Annotated in this window: 15 protein-coding genes; 10 read left to right on the top strand and 5 right to left on the bottom strand. The window is 70.0% G+C overall.

The window, feature by feature from the left end:
- The first annotated feature begins 182 nt into the window (after positions 1–182).
- Positions 183–3,557, top strand: coding sequence for a YhdP family protein (locus DFR50_RS13265; protein ID WP_210208886.1), 3,375 nt, complete (start codon positions 183–185; stop codon positions 3,555–3,557).
- 94 nt (positions 3,558–3,651) lie between these two features.
- Complete coding sequence (locus DFR50_RS13260; protein ID WP_147262758.1) at positions 3,652–3,981, top strand: hypothetical protein; 330 nt, start codon at positions 3,652–3,654, stop codon at positions 3,979–3,981.
- 141 nt (positions 3,982–4,122) lie between these two features.
- On the opposite strand, the gene DFR50_RS13255 is transcribed toward DFR50_RS13260, so the two are convergent.
- Entirely contained in the window at positions 4,123–4,950 is an 828-nt protein-coding gene (locus DFR50_RS13255) for a helix-turn-helix transcriptional regulator (protein ID WP_113889802.1), read from the bottom strand.
- Positions 4,951–5,048: 98 nt separating this feature from the next.
- On the opposite strand from DFR50_RS13255, the gene DFR50_RS13250 reads away from it, so the two are divergent.
- Positions 5,049–5,933, top strand: a complete 885-nt coding sequence (locus tag DFR50_RS13250) for an SDR family oxidoreductase (protein WP_113889743.1) — start codon at positions 5,049–5,051, stop codon at positions 5,931–5,933.
- A gap of 79 nt (positions 5,934–6,012) precedes the next feature.
- On the opposite strand, the gene DFR50_RS13245 is transcribed toward DFR50_RS13250, so the two are convergent.
- Entirely contained in the window at positions 6,013–6,231 is a 219-nt protein-coding gene (locus tag DFR50_RS13245; protein WP_113889742.1) for a TOBE domain-containing protein, read from the bottom strand.
- A gap of 144 nt (positions 6,232–6,375) precedes the next feature.
- Here DFR50_RS13245 and modA point away from each other — a divergent pair, with 144 nt between their 5' ends.
- From modA to DFR50_RS13220, 5 genes are all read left to right on the top strand, one after another.
- Positions 6,376–7,122 carry a molybdate ABC transporter substrate-binding protein gene (gene modA, locus DFR50_RS13240; protein WP_113889741.1) on the top strand — a complete coding sequence of 249 codons (747 nt, stop codon included), beginning with the start codon at positions 6,376–6,378 and terminating at the stop codon, positions 7,120–7,122.
- A 9-nt stretch (positions 7,123–7,131) separates the two neighbouring features.
- Positions 7,132–7,815 (top strand): molybdate ABC transporter permease subunit, encoded by a 684-nt coding sequence (modB, locus tag DFR50_RS13235; protein WP_113889740.1) that lies wholly within the window; start codon positions 7,132–7,134, stop codon positions 7,813–7,815.
- On the top strand, positions 7,812–8,936 hold the full coding sequence (modC, locus tag DFR50_RS13230) for a molybdenum ABC transporter ATP-binding protein (protein WP_113889739.1): 1,125 nt from the start codon (positions 7,812–7,814) through the stop codon (positions 8,934–8,936). The genes modB and modC overlap by 4 nt, the downstream gene beginning before the upstream one ends.
- 78 nt (positions 8,937–9,014) lie before the next feature.
- Positions 9,015–9,827 carry an amino acid kinase family protein gene (locus DFR50_RS13225; protein ID WP_113889738.1) on the top strand — a complete coding sequence of 271 codons (813 nt, stop codon included), beginning with the start codon at positions 9,015–9,017 and terminating at the stop codon, positions 9,825–9,827.
- 10 nt (positions 9,828–9,837) lie between these two features.
- Positions 9,838–10,668 (top strand): amino acid kinase family protein, encoded by an 831-nt coding sequence (locus DFR50_RS13220; protein WP_113889737.1) that lies wholly within the window; start codon positions 9,838–9,840, stop codon positions 10,666–10,668.
- Between the two features lie 60 nt (positions 10,669–10,728).
- On the opposite strand, the gene DFR50_RS13215 is transcribed toward DFR50_RS13220, so the two are convergent.
- The gene (locus DFR50_RS13215) at positions 10,729–12,162 is read right to left on the bottom strand and encodes an arylsulfatase B (protein WP_113889736.1); all 1,434 of its coding nucleotides are present in this window, start codon (positions 12,160–12,162) and stop codon (positions 10,729–10,731) included.
- Positions 12,163–12,257: 95 nt separating this feature from the next.
- Entirely contained in the window at positions 12,258–13,520 is a 1,263-nt protein-coding gene (gene tyrS / locus DFR50_RS13210) for a tyrosine--tRNA ligase (protein WP_113889735.1), read from the bottom strand.
- A gap of 131 nt (positions 13,521–13,651) precedes the next feature.
- Between tyrS and DFR50_RS13205 the strand changes: the two genes are divergently transcribed.
- The gene (locus DFR50_RS13205) at positions 13,652–14,404 is read left to right on the top strand and encodes a bestrophin-like domain (protein WP_113889734.1); all 753 of its coding nucleotides are present in this window, start codon (positions 13,652–13,654) and stop codon (positions 14,402–14,404) included.
- Between the two features lie 92 nt (positions 14,405–14,496).
- Positions 14,497–14,973 (top strand): anthrone oxygenase family protein, encoded by a 477-nt coding sequence (locus tag DFR50_RS13200; protein ID WP_113889733.1) that lies wholly within the window; start codon positions 14,497–14,499, stop codon positions 14,971–14,973.
- A 48-nt stretch (positions 14,974–15,021) separates the two neighbouring features.
- On the opposite strand, the gene DFR50_RS13195 is transcribed toward DFR50_RS13200, so the two are convergent.
- Positions 15,022–15,666 carry an FABP family protein gene (locus DFR50_RS13195; RefSeq protein ID WP_113889732.1) on the bottom strand — a complete coding sequence of 215 codons (645 nt, stop codon included), beginning with the start codon at positions 15,664–15,666 and terminating at the stop codon, positions 15,022–15,024.
- Positions 15,667–15,768 lie beyond the last annotated feature (102 nt).

The following is a 15,768-nucleotide window of genomic DNA, read 5'->3' as shown; positions in this document are numbered from 1 at the left end:
GAGCGAGCGGCGGCGCGTTTCAGGCGTCCCCGGCGTCGGCTGGGGATAGAGGAGCGGCGCCGCTATCGAATCGCCGTCGCACCGGCGTATCTGACGCGCCGGGCGCATGAGAGGACGAGCATCGTTTGATCGCTGGGTTTGGGCTCGGACATCGCGCGCGTGCGCGTTCGGCCATGCGACGCATGACGGACAGCGCCGGGGGCGCGCGTCTGCCCCCCTGCGGCCGAACCTCGGTCAGGCTGCGCCGCGTCCGGCACGTCGTGATCCACGTCCTCGAGGCGATGGTGGTGGTCGCGCTGGCGGCGGTGGCGCTCGTCGCCTACCGGCTGTCGAGCGGACCGATCACCGTCGAATGGCTGCGCGACAGCATTGCGACGAGCCTGCAGGAGCGGGTCGGGAACCGCTACTCGGTGGAACTCGGGCCGACCTACGTCATGCACGATTCCTGGGGCCTGGGGCTCGGCTTTCACAACCTGAGGCTCAAGGACCGGGAGGGCCGCACGGTGGTGTCGGCGCCGAGCGGGCAGATCGGGGTCGATCCGTTCGTCGCCTTCCTCGGCGAGGTGCGGGTGCGCCGGCTGGAGCTCGACGACCTCGGCCTGAGGCTTCGGGTCGACCCTGCCGGCGCGCTCTCGTTCGCGGCGGCGGCGGACGAGCAGGCCGCCACGATCGCCCTGCCGACCGGCGGTTCCGGACTTGAGAGCCTGAACGTCGCCGCGCTGGTGCGCGCCGGCGCGGATGCGATGGCCGGCGCGAGCCAGGCGCTCGACCGCCTGACGCTCGCCAATGCCCGCTTCGAGATCGACAACGAGGCGACCGGGCGCAAGGTGATCTACCGCGATTTCAACCTCGTGTTCGATCGCGGGACCGACGAGGGCAGGGCGCGGATCGCGGCGACCGGTCCGAACGGGCGCTGGACGATGGAGGCGCGCGCGGCGACCGGCGATCGGCCGGAGCTCTCGCTGGAAGCGCGCGACATCAGCCTGGCTGACCTCGAGACCTTCGACAAGAAGCAGCCGCCCGTGTTCGCCGAAGGACCGGTGACGTTCCGGCTCGAGTCGCGGCTCGCCGGCGACGGAACGCTCGACGTCCTGACCGGGCGGTTCACTCTGGGGGCCGGCACGGTCCGGCTCAACAATCCCGACGCGGCGCCGTTCCTGATCGACGAGGCCTCGGGCGCCGTCGCCTGGCGGCGCGACCGGAAGCGGCTCGAGATCGAGAATTTCGCGGTCCTCGCCGGCGAAACCCATGTCGCCGCGTCCGGCTTCGTCGCGCCGCCGGCCGAACCCGGCGCGCCTTGGCTCGCCCGGCTCGAAGCCAAGAACGCCCGGTTCGGGCCGGAGCGCCGCGGCGAGAAGGCGGTTCGGCTCGATTCGATCGTCGCCCAGATGCGGTTCCTGCCGCTCGAGCAGCGCTTCCTCGTCGACAACGTCACGGCGAAAGGCCCGACCTTCGACGGCGCCCTCGCCGCCGAGGTCGTTCCGGACGGGCAGGGCGTCCGGCTCAAACTCCGTCTCGACCTGAGGCCGAGCGTCACCCAGGACGCCATCCGGCTCTGGCCGCAGTTCATCAACCCGGACGTGCGCGACTGGGCCTCGCACAACATGCACGGCGGCCAGATTCAGGGCGTCATGGTGGCCGACTGGTCCGCCGCCGATCTCGACGCGATGGATCACAAGCGTGCGGTCGCGCCCGACAGCGTGCACGGGTCGTTCTCCACCCGCAACGTTGGCCTCGACCTGATGCCGGGCCTGCCGACCATGCTGTCGGGCTCGGGGTCGGGGTCGTTCACCGGACACGAATTCAAGGTCGCCGCCGACAGCGCGACGATGGACCTGACTCCGGCGCGGCGCATCGTGGCCGACGGCCTCGCGTTCGAGATCCCGGACACGACGCCGCGACCGATCGTCGACGCCGTGGCGCGCGCCCATCTCGCCGGAACCGCCGATTCGCTCGCCGATCTCCTCACCCGCGAGCCCTTGCGCAAGCAGGCCGGCCTGGCGATCGATCCGGCCCTGGTCAAGGGCCAGGCGCAGGGCGACCTCCGGCTCGACCTGAAGCTCGGCAAGACGGCCAGGCCCGAGGACAGCCAGTTCCACGCCCTCGGATCGCTGACCGACCTGACGCTCGACAAGTTCGTCGGGCCGGAGAAGCTGGACCAGGGGGCGCTCTCCTTCGCCGCCGACCGCACGTCGCTGATCCTGTCCGGCGACGGGCAGGTGTTCGGCTCCCCCGCCCACCTCGACGCCTCGCGCGCCCCCGGCGACGACGGCTCGGCGATCGTGACCGCGACGCTCGACCAGGCGGCGCGCGTCAAGCGGGGCCTCAACCTCGGCTGGCTCACCGGACCGCTGCCGATCACCCTCAGGGCGCCGTTGTCCAGGGCCTCCGCCGAAGTGGACATCGACCTCACGCCCGCGGGCATCGACAATCCGATTCCCGGCGTGTCCAAGCCCGCCGGAAAGCCCGGCAAGGCGTCCTTCCAGATCAAGCCTTCGGCCGAGGGCGCGGCGGTGAGCAATCTCGCGGTCGACTTCGGCTCGGCGTCGCTGCGCGGCTCGGCGGATGTCGCCGTCGACGGCGCGATCCAGTCGGCGCGATTCACCCAGGCGCGCTTGTCGCCGGGCGACAACCTCCAGGCCGAGGTGGTCAACGGGGCCGGCGCAATCAGGGCGACCGTCCGCGGCTCGACGCTCGACGCCCGGCCGCTGATCAAGTCGATCACCGACCAGGGCTCGACGTCGCAGCCGGACGGAAAGGACTTCGACCTCGACATGAAGGTCGCCAACGTCACTGGCGCCAACAGACAGGCGATTTCCGGCCTCGACCTCATCTTTTCCCGCCGCGGCGGCGACGACCGCCTGGCCTCGCTCAAGGGCCGCATCGGGCAGGGCACGCTCGCCGCCGGGCGCGGCCAGGACGGGGTCCTGCGGCTGACGACGAGCGACGCCGGCGCGCTGGCGAAGTTCGTCGATCTCTACGCGCGCCTGGAGGGCGGCGATCTCGACCTGGCGCTGGAGACCAGCGGCGCCGCCAGTTCCGGCCGGGCGACGGTGACCAACTTCGCCCTGCGCGACGAGCCGGCGTTCCGGCGGCTCGTCTCGGCGGCTCCCTCCGTCCCCGGCCAGGCGGTCGATCCGCAGGTGGCGCGCTTCCAGAAGATGACGATCGCCTTCGCCCGCTCGCCGGGACAGCTCGACATCAAGGACGCCGTCATCTACAACCAGAACATGGGCCTGACCACCGAAGGCACGGTCAATTTCGCCCGCAACTCGATCGACCTCACGGGGACCTTCATTCCGGCCTATTCCGTCAACAACCTGATCGGAAACATCCCGCTGGTCGGCGTCCTGCTCGGCGGCGGGCAGAACGAGGGCGTGTTCGGCATCACCTACCGTGCGCAAGGGTCGCTGAGCGAGCCGAAGCTGACGGTGAACCCGCTGTCGGCGATCGCTCCCGGCATCCTGAGAAAGATTCTCGGCGCCGTGGACGGGACGGGTCCGCGAAGCGCGGCGCCCGACGATGCGAGCAAGGTGACGCCATCGTCACGACGATAGCGGCAATCGCGCGCTACGTAGTTTTCCTCGGTTGCCTGTCCGTGACGGCCTTGTCACAGACGGCGTCCCAAAATTCGCTTCAATGGAGGCGCCCATGTTTCATGACCGCAGCGCGCTGTGGGCGGCGCGTTCGACGCGCCCGCATCCCTCGTTTCGTCCCGCGTTCGAAGCCGCGTTCGCATGGCGGGATGTCGGGATCGAGCAAGCCAACCTGTCGAGGAGGCTGTTCGACAACTGGGCGCAGCTGCTCGGCGCAGCGGCCGAAGGGGACGCTGGCCTGATGATGTCGGTCTTCGTGGCGTCCACGGCGCGCGACCTCGGCGACAACGCGGAGGCGGTTTCGCGCATCTGGCGGCGATGCCTTCGCGAGCAGATCCGGGCAGTGTCGGCGCAGGCGCCGCCGGACCCGTTCGGCGCGTCGTGAGCGCTGCGCGGCGGGCAGGACAATCGAACGGCCAATCCGTCGTCGCAGCCGGTTGGCGCTTGCCCGAACCGCCATCTGCCGGGATGGTGGAGGAGGGGGGGCCGGGTCGGACGGTCACGGTCGAAGCCGCAAAGCGCGCCGTCATGCCGGCTGCGCGAGGATCAGCGCGCGCACGCGATCGGCGACCGCGGGCGACGCGGGATTGTAGACGATCATGCCGAGGTCCGGCCGTCCCTCGACCGCGAACGAGGAGAACTCCAGGTCGAGGGGACCCGCTTCCGGGTGGTGGATGCACTTGACGCCCTCGCCGTGCGCGACCACCTCGTTCCTGCGCCACAGTGCGGCGAACTCGGGGCTGAGCCGGCGCAGGTCCCCCACCAGCCTGCAGACCTCGACACTGTCGCCGGCCCCGGCGCGTACGACGTCGGCGCGAAACGCGCCGACCGCGAAGCGCGCGACATCGATCCAGTCCCGTCTGGCGCGCATGCGGGGGCCGAACATCAGCCGCAAAATGTTGCGCTCTTCGCGAGGCATCCGGGAATAGTCCGTCAGCAGCGCGGCCGCCGCCCGGTTCCATCCGACCACGTCCCACGTCGCCGTCTTGACGATGGCGGGGCTGAACTCCAGCGCGTCGAGGAGCCGCTGCAACCGCGGCGTGACGCCCTCGGCAGGCCGGTAGCGCACTTCGGGCGGCCGGCCGAGGCCCAGCATGAACAGATGTTCGCGCTCGGGCTCGGTCAGCATCAGGCCCTTGGCGAGGCGGTCGAGCACTTCCGCCGAGGGAGCGCCCCCGCGCCCCTGCTCGAGCCACGTGTACCAGGTAGGGCTGATATTGGCGCGCTGCGCCACCTCCTCCCGCCGCAGTCCGGGCGTGCGCCGCCGGCCGGCCGGGAGCCCCAGGGCGGTCGGATCGAGGCGGGCGCGGCGATTGCGCAGGTACGAAGCGAGCGAATCCCTGTTACCGGTCACGCGCGGATCCTGTTGGGTTTCATACCAGGAAAAGGTCACGACTTTAGCGGACCGACCTTTAACGCCATCGTCGCCGCCGACCAAATCGGAGGTGTTTCATGCGTGTTTTCCTCACCGGCGCAACCGGGTTCATTGGTTCGCGCGTCCTGCGGGAACTGCTCGGCGCTGGTCATCAGGTGCTGGGGCTGACCCGTTCCGAGGTCGGCGAACGCTGGCTGAAGGAGGCGGGGGCGACGGCCCATCGCGGCGCGCTCGAAGACGCCGACAGCCTGGCGCGCGGGGCGGCGCAGGCGGACGCCGTGATCCACACGGCGTTCGATCACGATTTCTCTCGTTTCGCCGAGAATTGCGAGAAGGACGGCCGCGTCATCGGCGCGATGGCGGACGCGCTCCTCGGCTCGGACCGGCCGCTCGTCATCACCTCGAGCACCGGCATCGGCAAGACCAGGCCGGGTGAGCCGGCGGTCGAGCAGGCGGTCGACTGGCGCCACCCGCTGCCGCGCATCGCCGGCGAACGGGCAGGGGCCGAGGCGGCCAACAGGGGCGTGTCGGTCGCGGTGGTGCGCCTTCCCCAGGTGCACGACACCGAGAGGCAGGGTCTGATCTCGCCGTTCATCGCGGTCAGCCGGGCAAGGGGCGTGTCCGCCTATGTGGGGGACGGCGCCAATCGATGGCCGGCGGTGCATGTCGACGACGCCGCGCGGCTCTACCGACTGGCCCTCGAGCGTCACGAGGCTGGCGCGCGCTACCATGCGGTCGCCGAGGAAGGCGTGAGCCTGCGGCACATCGCCGAACTCGTCGGCGCCGGACTGGGATTGCCTGTCGTCTCGCTGGCGCCCGGGGAAGCCGCCGACCATTTCGGCTGGCTCGCCCCCTTCGTGGCGATGGACATGCTGGCGTCGAGCGCCTGGACGCGGGCGCGCCTGAACTGGACCCCGACCGGCCCGGACCTCGTCAGCGACCTGAAAGCGATGAATTACTGAAGCCCGGCGGCGGCTCGCGTCGACGCCCTTTCAGGCGCCGCCCAAAATGTCCGGCGCCGCCGAACCACGGGCTGCGCCTTCAGCCCGCGTGCTCGACGCCGACCATCACGTCGGACGCCTTGATCACCGCATAGGCCTTCTGGCCTTTGGCGAGCTTGAGCGACTCGACCGCCTCGTTGGTGATCGCGGCGGTGATGATCGTCCCGCCCATGACCTCGATCTCGACGTGGGCGGTGGTGGCGCCCTTGTGGATCTCCCGGATCGTGCCGGCGATCTGGTTGCGCGCGCTGAGTTTCATGACAGGCCCCGGATTGTCTGTTGCGATGCGCCGCCCGCGTAGGGTATGGCGAGATATAACGGCGCGTCTCAGCCGACCATAAGCTTCCTGGGGGACAGCGGGCAAGGCATGGGGCGCGGGCAAGCGGGCGGGTGGGAGAGCATCATGAACTGGAGACATCTCGTCGTAGCGGTCGGGGCGCTCGCCGCGGCGCTGGTCACGTCGGCGCAGGCGGCGCAGACCAACGTCGCGGTCGCCGCCAATTTCACCGAGCCGGCGAAAGAGATCGCCGCCCTGTTCAAGGCCAAGACCGGGCACGAGGCGGTGCTGAGCTTCGGGGCCTCGGGCGGCTTCTTCACCCAGATTTCGCACGACGCGCCGTTTCAGGTGTTCCTGTCGGCCGATCAGGAGCGGCCGAAGGCCGCCGTCGAGCAGGGTTTCGCCGTGCCGGGCACGGTCTTCACCTACGCGATCGGCAAGCTCGTGCTGTGGAGCAAGGTCGCTGACGTGACCGACGGCGAGGCGGCGCTGAAGGCGGGCAAGTTCGCGAAGCTGTCGATCGCCAATCCGGCCGCCGCGCCCTACGGCGCCGCTGCGATCGAGACGATGAAGGCGCTCGGCGTCTATGACGCGATCAGCCCCAAGATCGTCCAGGGCGCGAGCATCGCCCAGGCGTTCGGCTTCGTCGACACCAAGAACGCCGAGGTCGGCTTCGTCGCGCTGTCCCAGCTGAAGGGGGTGACGGAAGGCACGCGCTGGCTCGTGCCGCAGGCCCTCTACACGCCGATCCGCCAGGACGCGGTGCTGCTCAAGAAGGGCGCCGACAGCGAGGCGGCGAAGGCCTTCCTCGCGTTCCTGAAGGGCCCCGAGGCGAGGGCGATCATCGAGAGATTCGGCTACGCGCTCGACTGAGCGCCCGAGGTGGACGCGTTTTCGCACGTTTGGCAGCCGGTCCGGCTGACGCTCGAACTGGCGGCGATCACGACCGCGGCGCTGCTGGTGATCGCCACGCCGCTGGCGTGGTGGCTGGCGCGGTCGAAGGCGGGCTGGAAGGAGATCGTCGCCGCGGTCGTCCAGCTGCCGATGGTCCTGCCGCCGACCGTGCTCGGCTTCTACCTCCTGATCGCGCTCGGCCCCGACGGGCCGGGCGGCTGGGTCGCGAGCCTGTGGGGGGCGCGCACGCTCGCCTTCACCTTCTGGGGCCTCGTCATCGGCTCGATCTTCGCCTCGATGCCCTTCGTGGTGCAGCCGATCCGCAACGCCTTCGCCGCGGTCGGCGACCGCCCGATGGAGGTCGCGGCGACGCTGCGCGCCTCGCCCGCGCGCGCCTTCTGGACGGTCGCCCTGCCGCTGGCGAGCCCGGGGCTGCTCAGCGGCGCCGTGCTCGGCTTCGCCCACACCGTCGGCGAGTTCGGCGTGGTGCTGATGATCGGCGGCGCCATCCCCGGCCGGACCAAGGTCATGTCGACCGCCATCTTCGACTATGTCGAGACGATGCAGTGGCGCGAGGCCAACATCCTCGCGGGGCTGATGGTCGCGTTCGCGTTCGTGGTGATCCTGTCGATGATCCTGATCGAAAAGCGCTTCGCACGGATGCGCGGATGAGCCAGTCTCCCGGGACGCATCCGCACACGATCCGGGCCGCGTTCCGCGGAACGCTCGGCAAGTTCGCGCTCGACGCCGGCTTCTCCGCCCCGGCCAAGGGCGTGACCGCGCTGTTCGGCCCGTCCGGCTGCGGCAAGACCACCGTGCTGCGCTGCATCGCGGGCCTCAACCGGCTCGCCGACGGCGTCTGCGACATCGACGGCGACGTCTGGCAGGACCGCGACGGGACTTTTCTCCCGACCCACCGGCGCCCGCTCGGCTACGTGTTCCAGGAGGCGAGCCTGTTCCCGCACCTCACGGTGCGCAAGAACCTGCTGTTCGGCGCGCCGCGCGGCGACGCGGGCAAGAACAACCCTGTCGCCTTCGACGAGGTGACGGACCTGCTCGGCGTGACGCCGCTGCTCGACCGCAGCCCGCGCAATCTGTCGGGGGGTGAGCGCCAGAGGGTCGCGATCGGCCGGGCGCTGCTGTCGCAGCCGAAACTCCTCTTGATGGACGAGCCGCTGTCGGCGCTCGACCGCGTCACCAAGAGCGAGATCCTGCCGTTCCTCGAGCGCCTGCGCGACCGCCTGTCGCTGCCGATCGTCTACATCACCCACGACATCGCCGAGGTCGAGCGGCTCGCCGATCAGGTGGTGCTGATGGAGAAGGGCAGGGTGCTCGCGGCCGGCCCGCTCGCGGACCTGCAAAGCGATCCGTCGCTCCCGCTCGCGACCGCGCGCGACGCCGCCGTCACCCTCGACACGACCGTCGAAGCCTACGACCGGGCCTACGGCCTGCTGACGCTGACGGTCCGGGGCTCGCGGTTCTTCGTGCCGGCGACGCCGTCTCCGGTCGGCGAACGCCGTCGCATCCGAATCATCTCCACCGACGTCAGTCTGACGCGCGCGCCGCCGGGCCCGAGTTCGATCCTCAATCTGTCGCCCGGCCGGATCGTCTCGGCGAAGCCGATCGATTCCAACGAGATCGTCGCGGTCGTGGCGCTCGGGTCGGACGGCGAGGGGGCGCGTGTCCTGTCGCGGCTGACGCGAAAGTCCTGGGACGAACTGCGGCTCGGCGTGGACGTTGCGGTGTTCGCGCAGGTCAAGGCCGTGGCGCTCGGACCCGGTCGCGGCGAATAGGCGCCCAGGCCCGCCGACAGCTTGCGGGACGGGGACCAACCATGCAACGACCTCGTGGAGGGGGCGATGGAGAGATTGATGGCGAATGAGACGACGGAGCTCGAAGCGCTCCTCATGCAGCGGTCGCTGACCGATCCCGAGCTTCTGGCCGCGGCGGAGACGGCGGCCGACTACCGCATCCTGCCGGACGCGACGGTGATCAAGATCGGCGGCCAGAGCGTTATCGACCGCGGCCGGGCGGCGGTCTATCCGCTCGTCGAGGAGATCGTCGCCGCCCGCAAGTCGCACAAGCTCATGATCGGCACCGGCGCCGGCACCCGCGCCCGCCATCTTTACTCGATCGCCGCGGCGCTCAACCTGCCCGCCGGCGTGCTGTCGCAGCTCGGGGCCTCGGTCGCCGACCAGAACGCCGAGATGCTCGGGCAACTGCTCGCCAAGCACGGCATTTCGCACGTCAGCAATGCCGGCCTCTCGGCCGTGCCGCTGTTCCTCGCCGAGGTGAACGCCGTCGTGTTCGCCGGCATGCCGCCCTATGGCCTCTGGATGCCGCCCGCGCCGGAAGGCGTCATTCCGCCCTACCGCACCGACGCGGGCTGTTTCCTCGTCGCCGAGCAGTTCGGCTGCAAGGCGATGATCTACGTCAAGGACGAGAACGGCCTCTACGACGCCAACCCGAAGACGGCGAAGGACGCGAAGTTCATCGCCAGGATCTCGGTCGACGAGATGAAGGCGAGGGGATTGCACGATTCGATCCTCGAGTTCCCGATGCTCGATCTCCTGAAGGCGGCGCGCCACGTGCGCGAAGTGCAGGTCGTCAACGGCCTCGTGCCGGGAAACCTGACCCGTGCGCTCGCCGGCGAGCACGTCGGCACCATCATCACCGCGGCTTGAGGAGGTTTTCATGTCCGACGCCAACGCCATCAAGCACGTCGCCTCGCCGCTCGCGCGCCAGACCCTTCTCGACGGCGACCTGACCCGCCCCGTCGCCGGGGTGCGCCCGATCCGGCTCCTGCCCTGGGTGCAGGTCGTCAAGATCGGCGGCCGCTCGATCATGGATCGGGGGCCCGAGGCGATTCTGCCGATCGTGGAGGAGCTTCGCTCGCTCCTGCCCGAGCACCGCCTGCTGATCCTGACGGGCGCCGGCATCCGCGCCCGCCACCTCTACGGCGTCGGCCTCGACCTCGGCCTGCCGGTCGGCTCGCTCGCGCCGCTGGCGGCGAGCGAGGCCGGGCAGAACGGCCACATTCTCGCTTCCCTCCTGTCGGCGGACGGCGTCAGCTACGTCGAACACGACACGATCGCGTCGCGGCTGTCGATCCATCTGTCGGCCGCGCGCGCGGTGGTCGGCAGCGCCTTCCCGCCGTTCCATCACCACGAGTTCCCCGGTTCGCGGATTCCAATTCACCGGGCGGACGTCGGCGCGTTCCTGCTCGCCGACGCGCTCGGGGCGGCGGGACTGACGATCGTCGAGGACGTGGACGGGCTTTACGACTCCGATCCCAACGCGCCGGGCGGCGACAAGGCGACGCTGATCCGCGAGACCAGCGCCGCCGACCTCGCCAAGGCTGCGGGAACGCTGCCGTTCGACCGCGCGCTGATCGACGCCATGGCGACGGCGCGCCACATCGAGCGGGTGCAACTCGTCAACGGCCGCGTCCCCGGCCGCCTCACCGCGGCGCTGCGCGGCGAGCACGTCGGCACGATCATCCGCACCGGGGCGCGGGCGGGCTGAGGAAAGGACCAATGGGAGGGCGCGCGTCCCGCGCGCCGCGGCGGCGGGGCGCCGCCGCGCCTATTCCGCCGCGCCGTCGATCGCGTCGTCGTCGGGCAGGGCGGGGGGAAGGCTCATGCGCGCCTTCATCGCCTTGAACTCGGTCTGCAGCAGCAGCGGCGGGACCATGTCCTTCGCCAACGCGTTGGCGCGCGCCTGCAAGGCCGCGACCGTGTCGGGATGGGCGGCTGCGACGTTGTCCTTCTCCGACGGGTCCTTGGCGATGTCGTAGAGCTCGACCGCCTGCGGCAGCGGCGTGCGCCAGACGAGCTTCCAGTCGCCCCGCCTCAGGCCGGCCCGGAACGGCTGCAGGTCGTAGACGATCTCGGTGCGCGGGCTCTTCTGGCCCTCGCTGATCGTGCCCCAGACGTCGAGCCCGTCGAGCGGCTTGCCGCCGGCCGCGCTCCCGCCCGCGAGCCCGACTAGGGTCGGATAGAGGTCGACCTCGTGGATCATCTCGTCGACCACGGTTCCGGGCTTGATGCGGCCGGGCCAGTTGGCGATCGCGACGACGCGCGTCCCGCCCTCGTAGACCGTGCCCTTGCCCTCGCGATAGGGGCCGTTGTCGGGCGGCAGGCTCTTCAGCGACGACGTGTCGACCTCGCCCGAGAACATCGGGTTGCGCGTGCCGCCGTTGTCGCTCTGGAACAAGATCAGCGTGTTGTCGCGCAGGCCCTTGTCGTCGAGCGCCTTGATCACCCGCCCGATCTCTCCGTCCATCGCCGTGACCTGCGCGGCGTAGGCGCGCCGCGCCGGCTCGGCGATGGACGCGTAGCGCTCGAGGTCCGCCGCGGGCGCCTGGAAGGGCGCGTGCGCCGCGTTGAAGGAGAGGTCGAGGAACAGCGGGGTTTTCGGGTCGTGGCCCTCGATCAGCTTGACCGCCGCGTCGCCCAGCAGCGTCGTGGAATAGCCGGGCTCCTTGACCGGCTCGCCGTCGCGGAACCAGTCGAGCACGCCGTGCTGCTCGTGGGTGAAATAGTCGATCTCGCCGAGCAGCGGCCCGTAGTGGTGGTCGAAGCCGCGGTTCAGCGGCCAGAACTTCGTGTCGGCGTGGCCGAGGTGCCACTTGCCGATCAGGTCGGTCTCGTAGCCCGCCTGCTTCAGCGCCTGCGGCAGGAGCCGCTCGTCGGTCGAAAGCCCATAGGTGTGGGCGGAGGGAATGGCGATCTGGAGCCCGTAGCGGAACGGATAGCGCCCGGTCATCAGCGCGGCGCGGGTGGGCGAGCACATCGGCTGGGCATAGAACTGCTCCAACCGCGCGCCGCCCGCCGCGAGCGCGTCGATGTTCGGCGTCTTGATGTCGGAGCCGTGGAAGCCGACGTCCTTCCAGCCCTGGTCGTCGGAGATGATCACGACGATGTTGGGTTTTTGCGGCGGCGCGGCCGCGGCCGGCGCCGCGAGGGGCGCGAGCGCGGCCGCCGCGAGCGCCGCCGCCATCGTCCAGACGTTACCCATTCCCTTCCCCCGTTTCAGGTCGAACCGACGCGGCGCAAGGCCGAAGCGTGACGGGCGTTGTATCACAAGGCGAACGCCAATGGGCCAGCGCAGCCCTACACCGCTCTCAGCAGCACGTGCTTCTTCCGCCCCAGCGACAGCTTCACCACGCCGCCCGCCTGCAAGGCGTCGCGGCCGATTGTCGCCTTCTCGTCGCCGAGCGCCTCGTCGTTGACCCTCAAGCCCCCGCCGCGGATTTGACGGCGCGCTTCGCCCGTCGAGGCGACGAGCCTGGCGAGAACGAAGGCGTTGAGGACCCCGAGGCCGGCGTCGAACTCGGCGCTGGCCACGTCCACCGTCGGCAGGCTGTCCGCCAGCGCGCCCTCTTCAAAGGTCTTGCGCGCCGTCTCGGCCGCGTCCTCTGCCGCGCCGGCCCCGTGCAGCAGCGTGGTCGCAGCGTTGGCGAGCGCCTTCTTCGCCTCGTTGATCTCGGCGCCTGCGAGCGCCTCGAGCCGGCGGATGTCGTCCAGAGGCAGAAGTGTGAACAGCCTGAGGAACCGCCCGACGTCGGCGTCCTCGGTGTTGCGCCAGAACTGCCAGTAGTCGTACGGGCTCAGCATCCCGGGGTCGAGCCACACCGCCCCCGCCGCCGTCTTGCCCATCTTGGCGCCCGATGACGTGGTGATCAGCGGCGACGTCAGGGCGTAGAATTGCGGCAGCCCCATCCGCCGGCCGAGGTCGAGCCCGGTGACGATGTTGCCCCACTGGTCCGACCCGCCCATCTGCAGGGTCACGCCGTAGCGCCGGTAGAGCTCGGTGAAGTCGTAGGCCTGCAGGCACATGTAGTTGAATTCGAGAAAGCTGAGCTCGTGCTCGCGCTCGAGCCGGAGTTTGACCGAATCCATCGCCAGCATGCGGTTGACCGAGAAGTGGCGGCCGACGTCGCGCAAAAAGTCGATGTAGTTGAGCTTCGACAGCCACTCGGCGTTGTCGGGCATGATCGCGTCGTGGCGGCCGTCGCCGAAGCGGACGAAATGGGCGAAGGCCTTTTTGATGCCCGCCTTGTTGTCCTCGATCGCCTCGACGGTGAGGAGCTTCCGGCTCTCGTCCTTGCCCGACGGGTCTCCCACCCGGGTCGTGCCGCCGCCCATCAGCGCCACCGGCTTGCCGCCGGTCTCCTGCAGCCAGTGCAGCATCATGATCTGCACCAGCGAGCCGACGTGCAGCGACGGCGCGGTGCAGTCGAAGCCGATGTAGGCGACGAGGTCGCCCGAGCGCGCCTTCTCGTCGAGACCCTGAAGGTCGGAGCCCTGGTGGATGAAGCCGCGGGCCTGCATCGCCCGCAGGAAGTCGGATCGGGGCTCGAAGGCGTCGGTCACGCGGGCTGTCCTTCAGCAGGAAGAAAGGGTCGGCGTCGCTTTAGGGAAGGGGAGGCGGAAGCGCAACTCCGCGTTGGCGCGGGCGCCGGCGCCGGGATAGCATCGCACTCCGGGTTGGGAACGTCGCATCGATGGGCAATGAGTTTGTCGGCTTGATCGCCTTCGCGGTCATCTTCGGCGGCGCGCTAACGGGACTGCTCGCCGCGAGGCTGCTGCCGGAGGACCACCTCAGTTCGAACACCCGCGATGCGGTGTCGGTGGCGGTGGCGGTCGTCGGCACGCTGGCCGCCCTGGTGATCGGCCTCCTGATCTCGACCGCGAGCCGGTCGTTCTCCGACCGCTCGGACGCCTTGACGGAATTGTCGTCCAGTCTGATCCGGGCCGACCGGATCCTGATCCGCTACGGGCCGGAGGCGAACGGCGCGCGCGTGAAACTGCGAGCCTACGCCACGGCCAAGGCGCAGGAGCTGTTTCCGCAGTCTGGCGAGCCGCCGGTCTCCAACGACGACACGCTCGCCCTGATCGAGGCGGCGCAGGACGCGGTCATCGCGCTGGCGGCCCGGACTCCGCAGCAGGAGTTTGCGCGCTCGCATGCCTTGACGCTCACCGACCAGGTGTTCGACGCGCGTTGGAAGCTGTTTCAGCAGCAAAGCAGCATCCCGGCGCCGTTCCTCGTCCTGCTGATCTTCTGGCTCGTCCTGGTGTTCGCCAGCTTCGGTCTGTTCGCGCCGCCGAACGCGACCGTCGTCGCCGCCATGCTGCTGTGCGCGCTGGCGATATCGGGCGGGATCGTGATGATCCTGGAATTCGATTCCTCCTTCTCGGGCGTCATCCGGGTCTCGTCCGATCCTCTGCGCAAGGCGCTCGTCGAGATGGCGCGCTGAGCCTGTTCGCCCGGGAACCTTGGCCGAGGCTCGACGTTTCCGGACGGGGCGAGGCAGGCGCGGCGCGCCTCTCGTCCCGGAGGCGGCCGACGATGAACCTGATCATGATGGCTGCGGCGCTGGTTTTGGCCTCGGTGACGATCGTGTCGCCGCTCGCCGGCGCCTTCGAGGTTCCGGGCGATGCGAGTTTTTCGGCAGACCGCTACGTGGCGATCGGCGGGCTGTACTATCCGGGTTTCACCATCGCCGGCGTCGCCGAGCCGCTGGCGATCCTGGCGCTCGGCGTGCTCCTCGCCTCGGTCGCGCGCGAAACCTGGCCGTTCTGGTTGATCGCGCTGGCGCTCGCGGCCGAGGCGCTGTCCCACCTCCTCTACTGGGTGCTGATCGCCCCAGTAAACGGGCTCTTGCTCGCCGGAGACGCGCGTCCCGCGCCGGCGGAGGCCGATCGCAACGAGCGGATCGCGCTCCGCGAGCGTTGGGAATTGTCCCACGTCTGCCGGGCGCTCGCCTCGACGCTCGCCTTCGTCCTTCTGGTCGCCGCGACGCTGGCGTCGGCCGGCAGTCTGTGACGCCCCTGCTGACGCGGTCGCCGACCGCGTCAGCTGCGTCGCCGCCCGTTACGCCGACGCGGCTTTCCGCGCCGCGGGGTTGGGCGTCGGTTCGGCGATCTTGACCAGCGTCGCCGTGTCCGTGTGCTCGAACGGCTCGGCCCGGCCCTTCACCTGAAGCAGCGTCGTCTCGTCGTACGACCAGCGGCCGTCGGCATGAACGGTCACCTTGATGCGGTAGTGGATCGTCTTGAACGCGTGCTCCAGGAACGGCCCCGAGGCGATGCCGTTCACGGTCTCGCCGCGTTTGGCGACGAGTTCGAATTCCGTGTCGTCGGGCTTCGCCTCGCCGATCGCCAGCGCCACCTGGGCGCGCGGAATGGCGAGGGTCTGGACAATCGCGCCGGTCGCGGGCTCCCACAGCCAGTAGCCGATCTGGTCGTGATAGGTCTCGACCTCGCCGGGCTTCACCATGCGCTGATGATAGCGCAGCCCGTAGAGAAGCTGGGGCCCGTTGGTCTGCGGGTCGATCGGCTGGAGCTCGAGGCGCTCGACGAAGGCCTGGGTGTTCGCGCCATGGCCGGCGAGATGGATGTCCACGCCCGCGTTCGAGGTCCACACCCCCGCGAGCGGGCGCAGCGGTCCGAGGTTGGCGAGCGTATCGGGATCGACGTTGTCCGGCTCGGTGAAGATGTCGTCTGGGTATTTGCGCATGCTCGCCCCCACTTTTCCTGTCGCGCCGCCCTTCCGGGAGGGGCTGCGTCCCGCCCCGGCGTCGGGCGGGCATAAGGAGCACAGAGCGTCCCGGTTGTCACC

This window comes from Roseiarcus fermentans (assembly GCF_003315135.1).
GTDB classification, from domain to species: Bacteria; Pseudomonadota; Alphaproteobacteria; order Rhizobiales; family Beijerinckiaceae; genus Roseiarcus; species Roseiarcus fermentans.
This window is presented reverse-complemented; position numbering and strand designations above follow the sequence as displayed.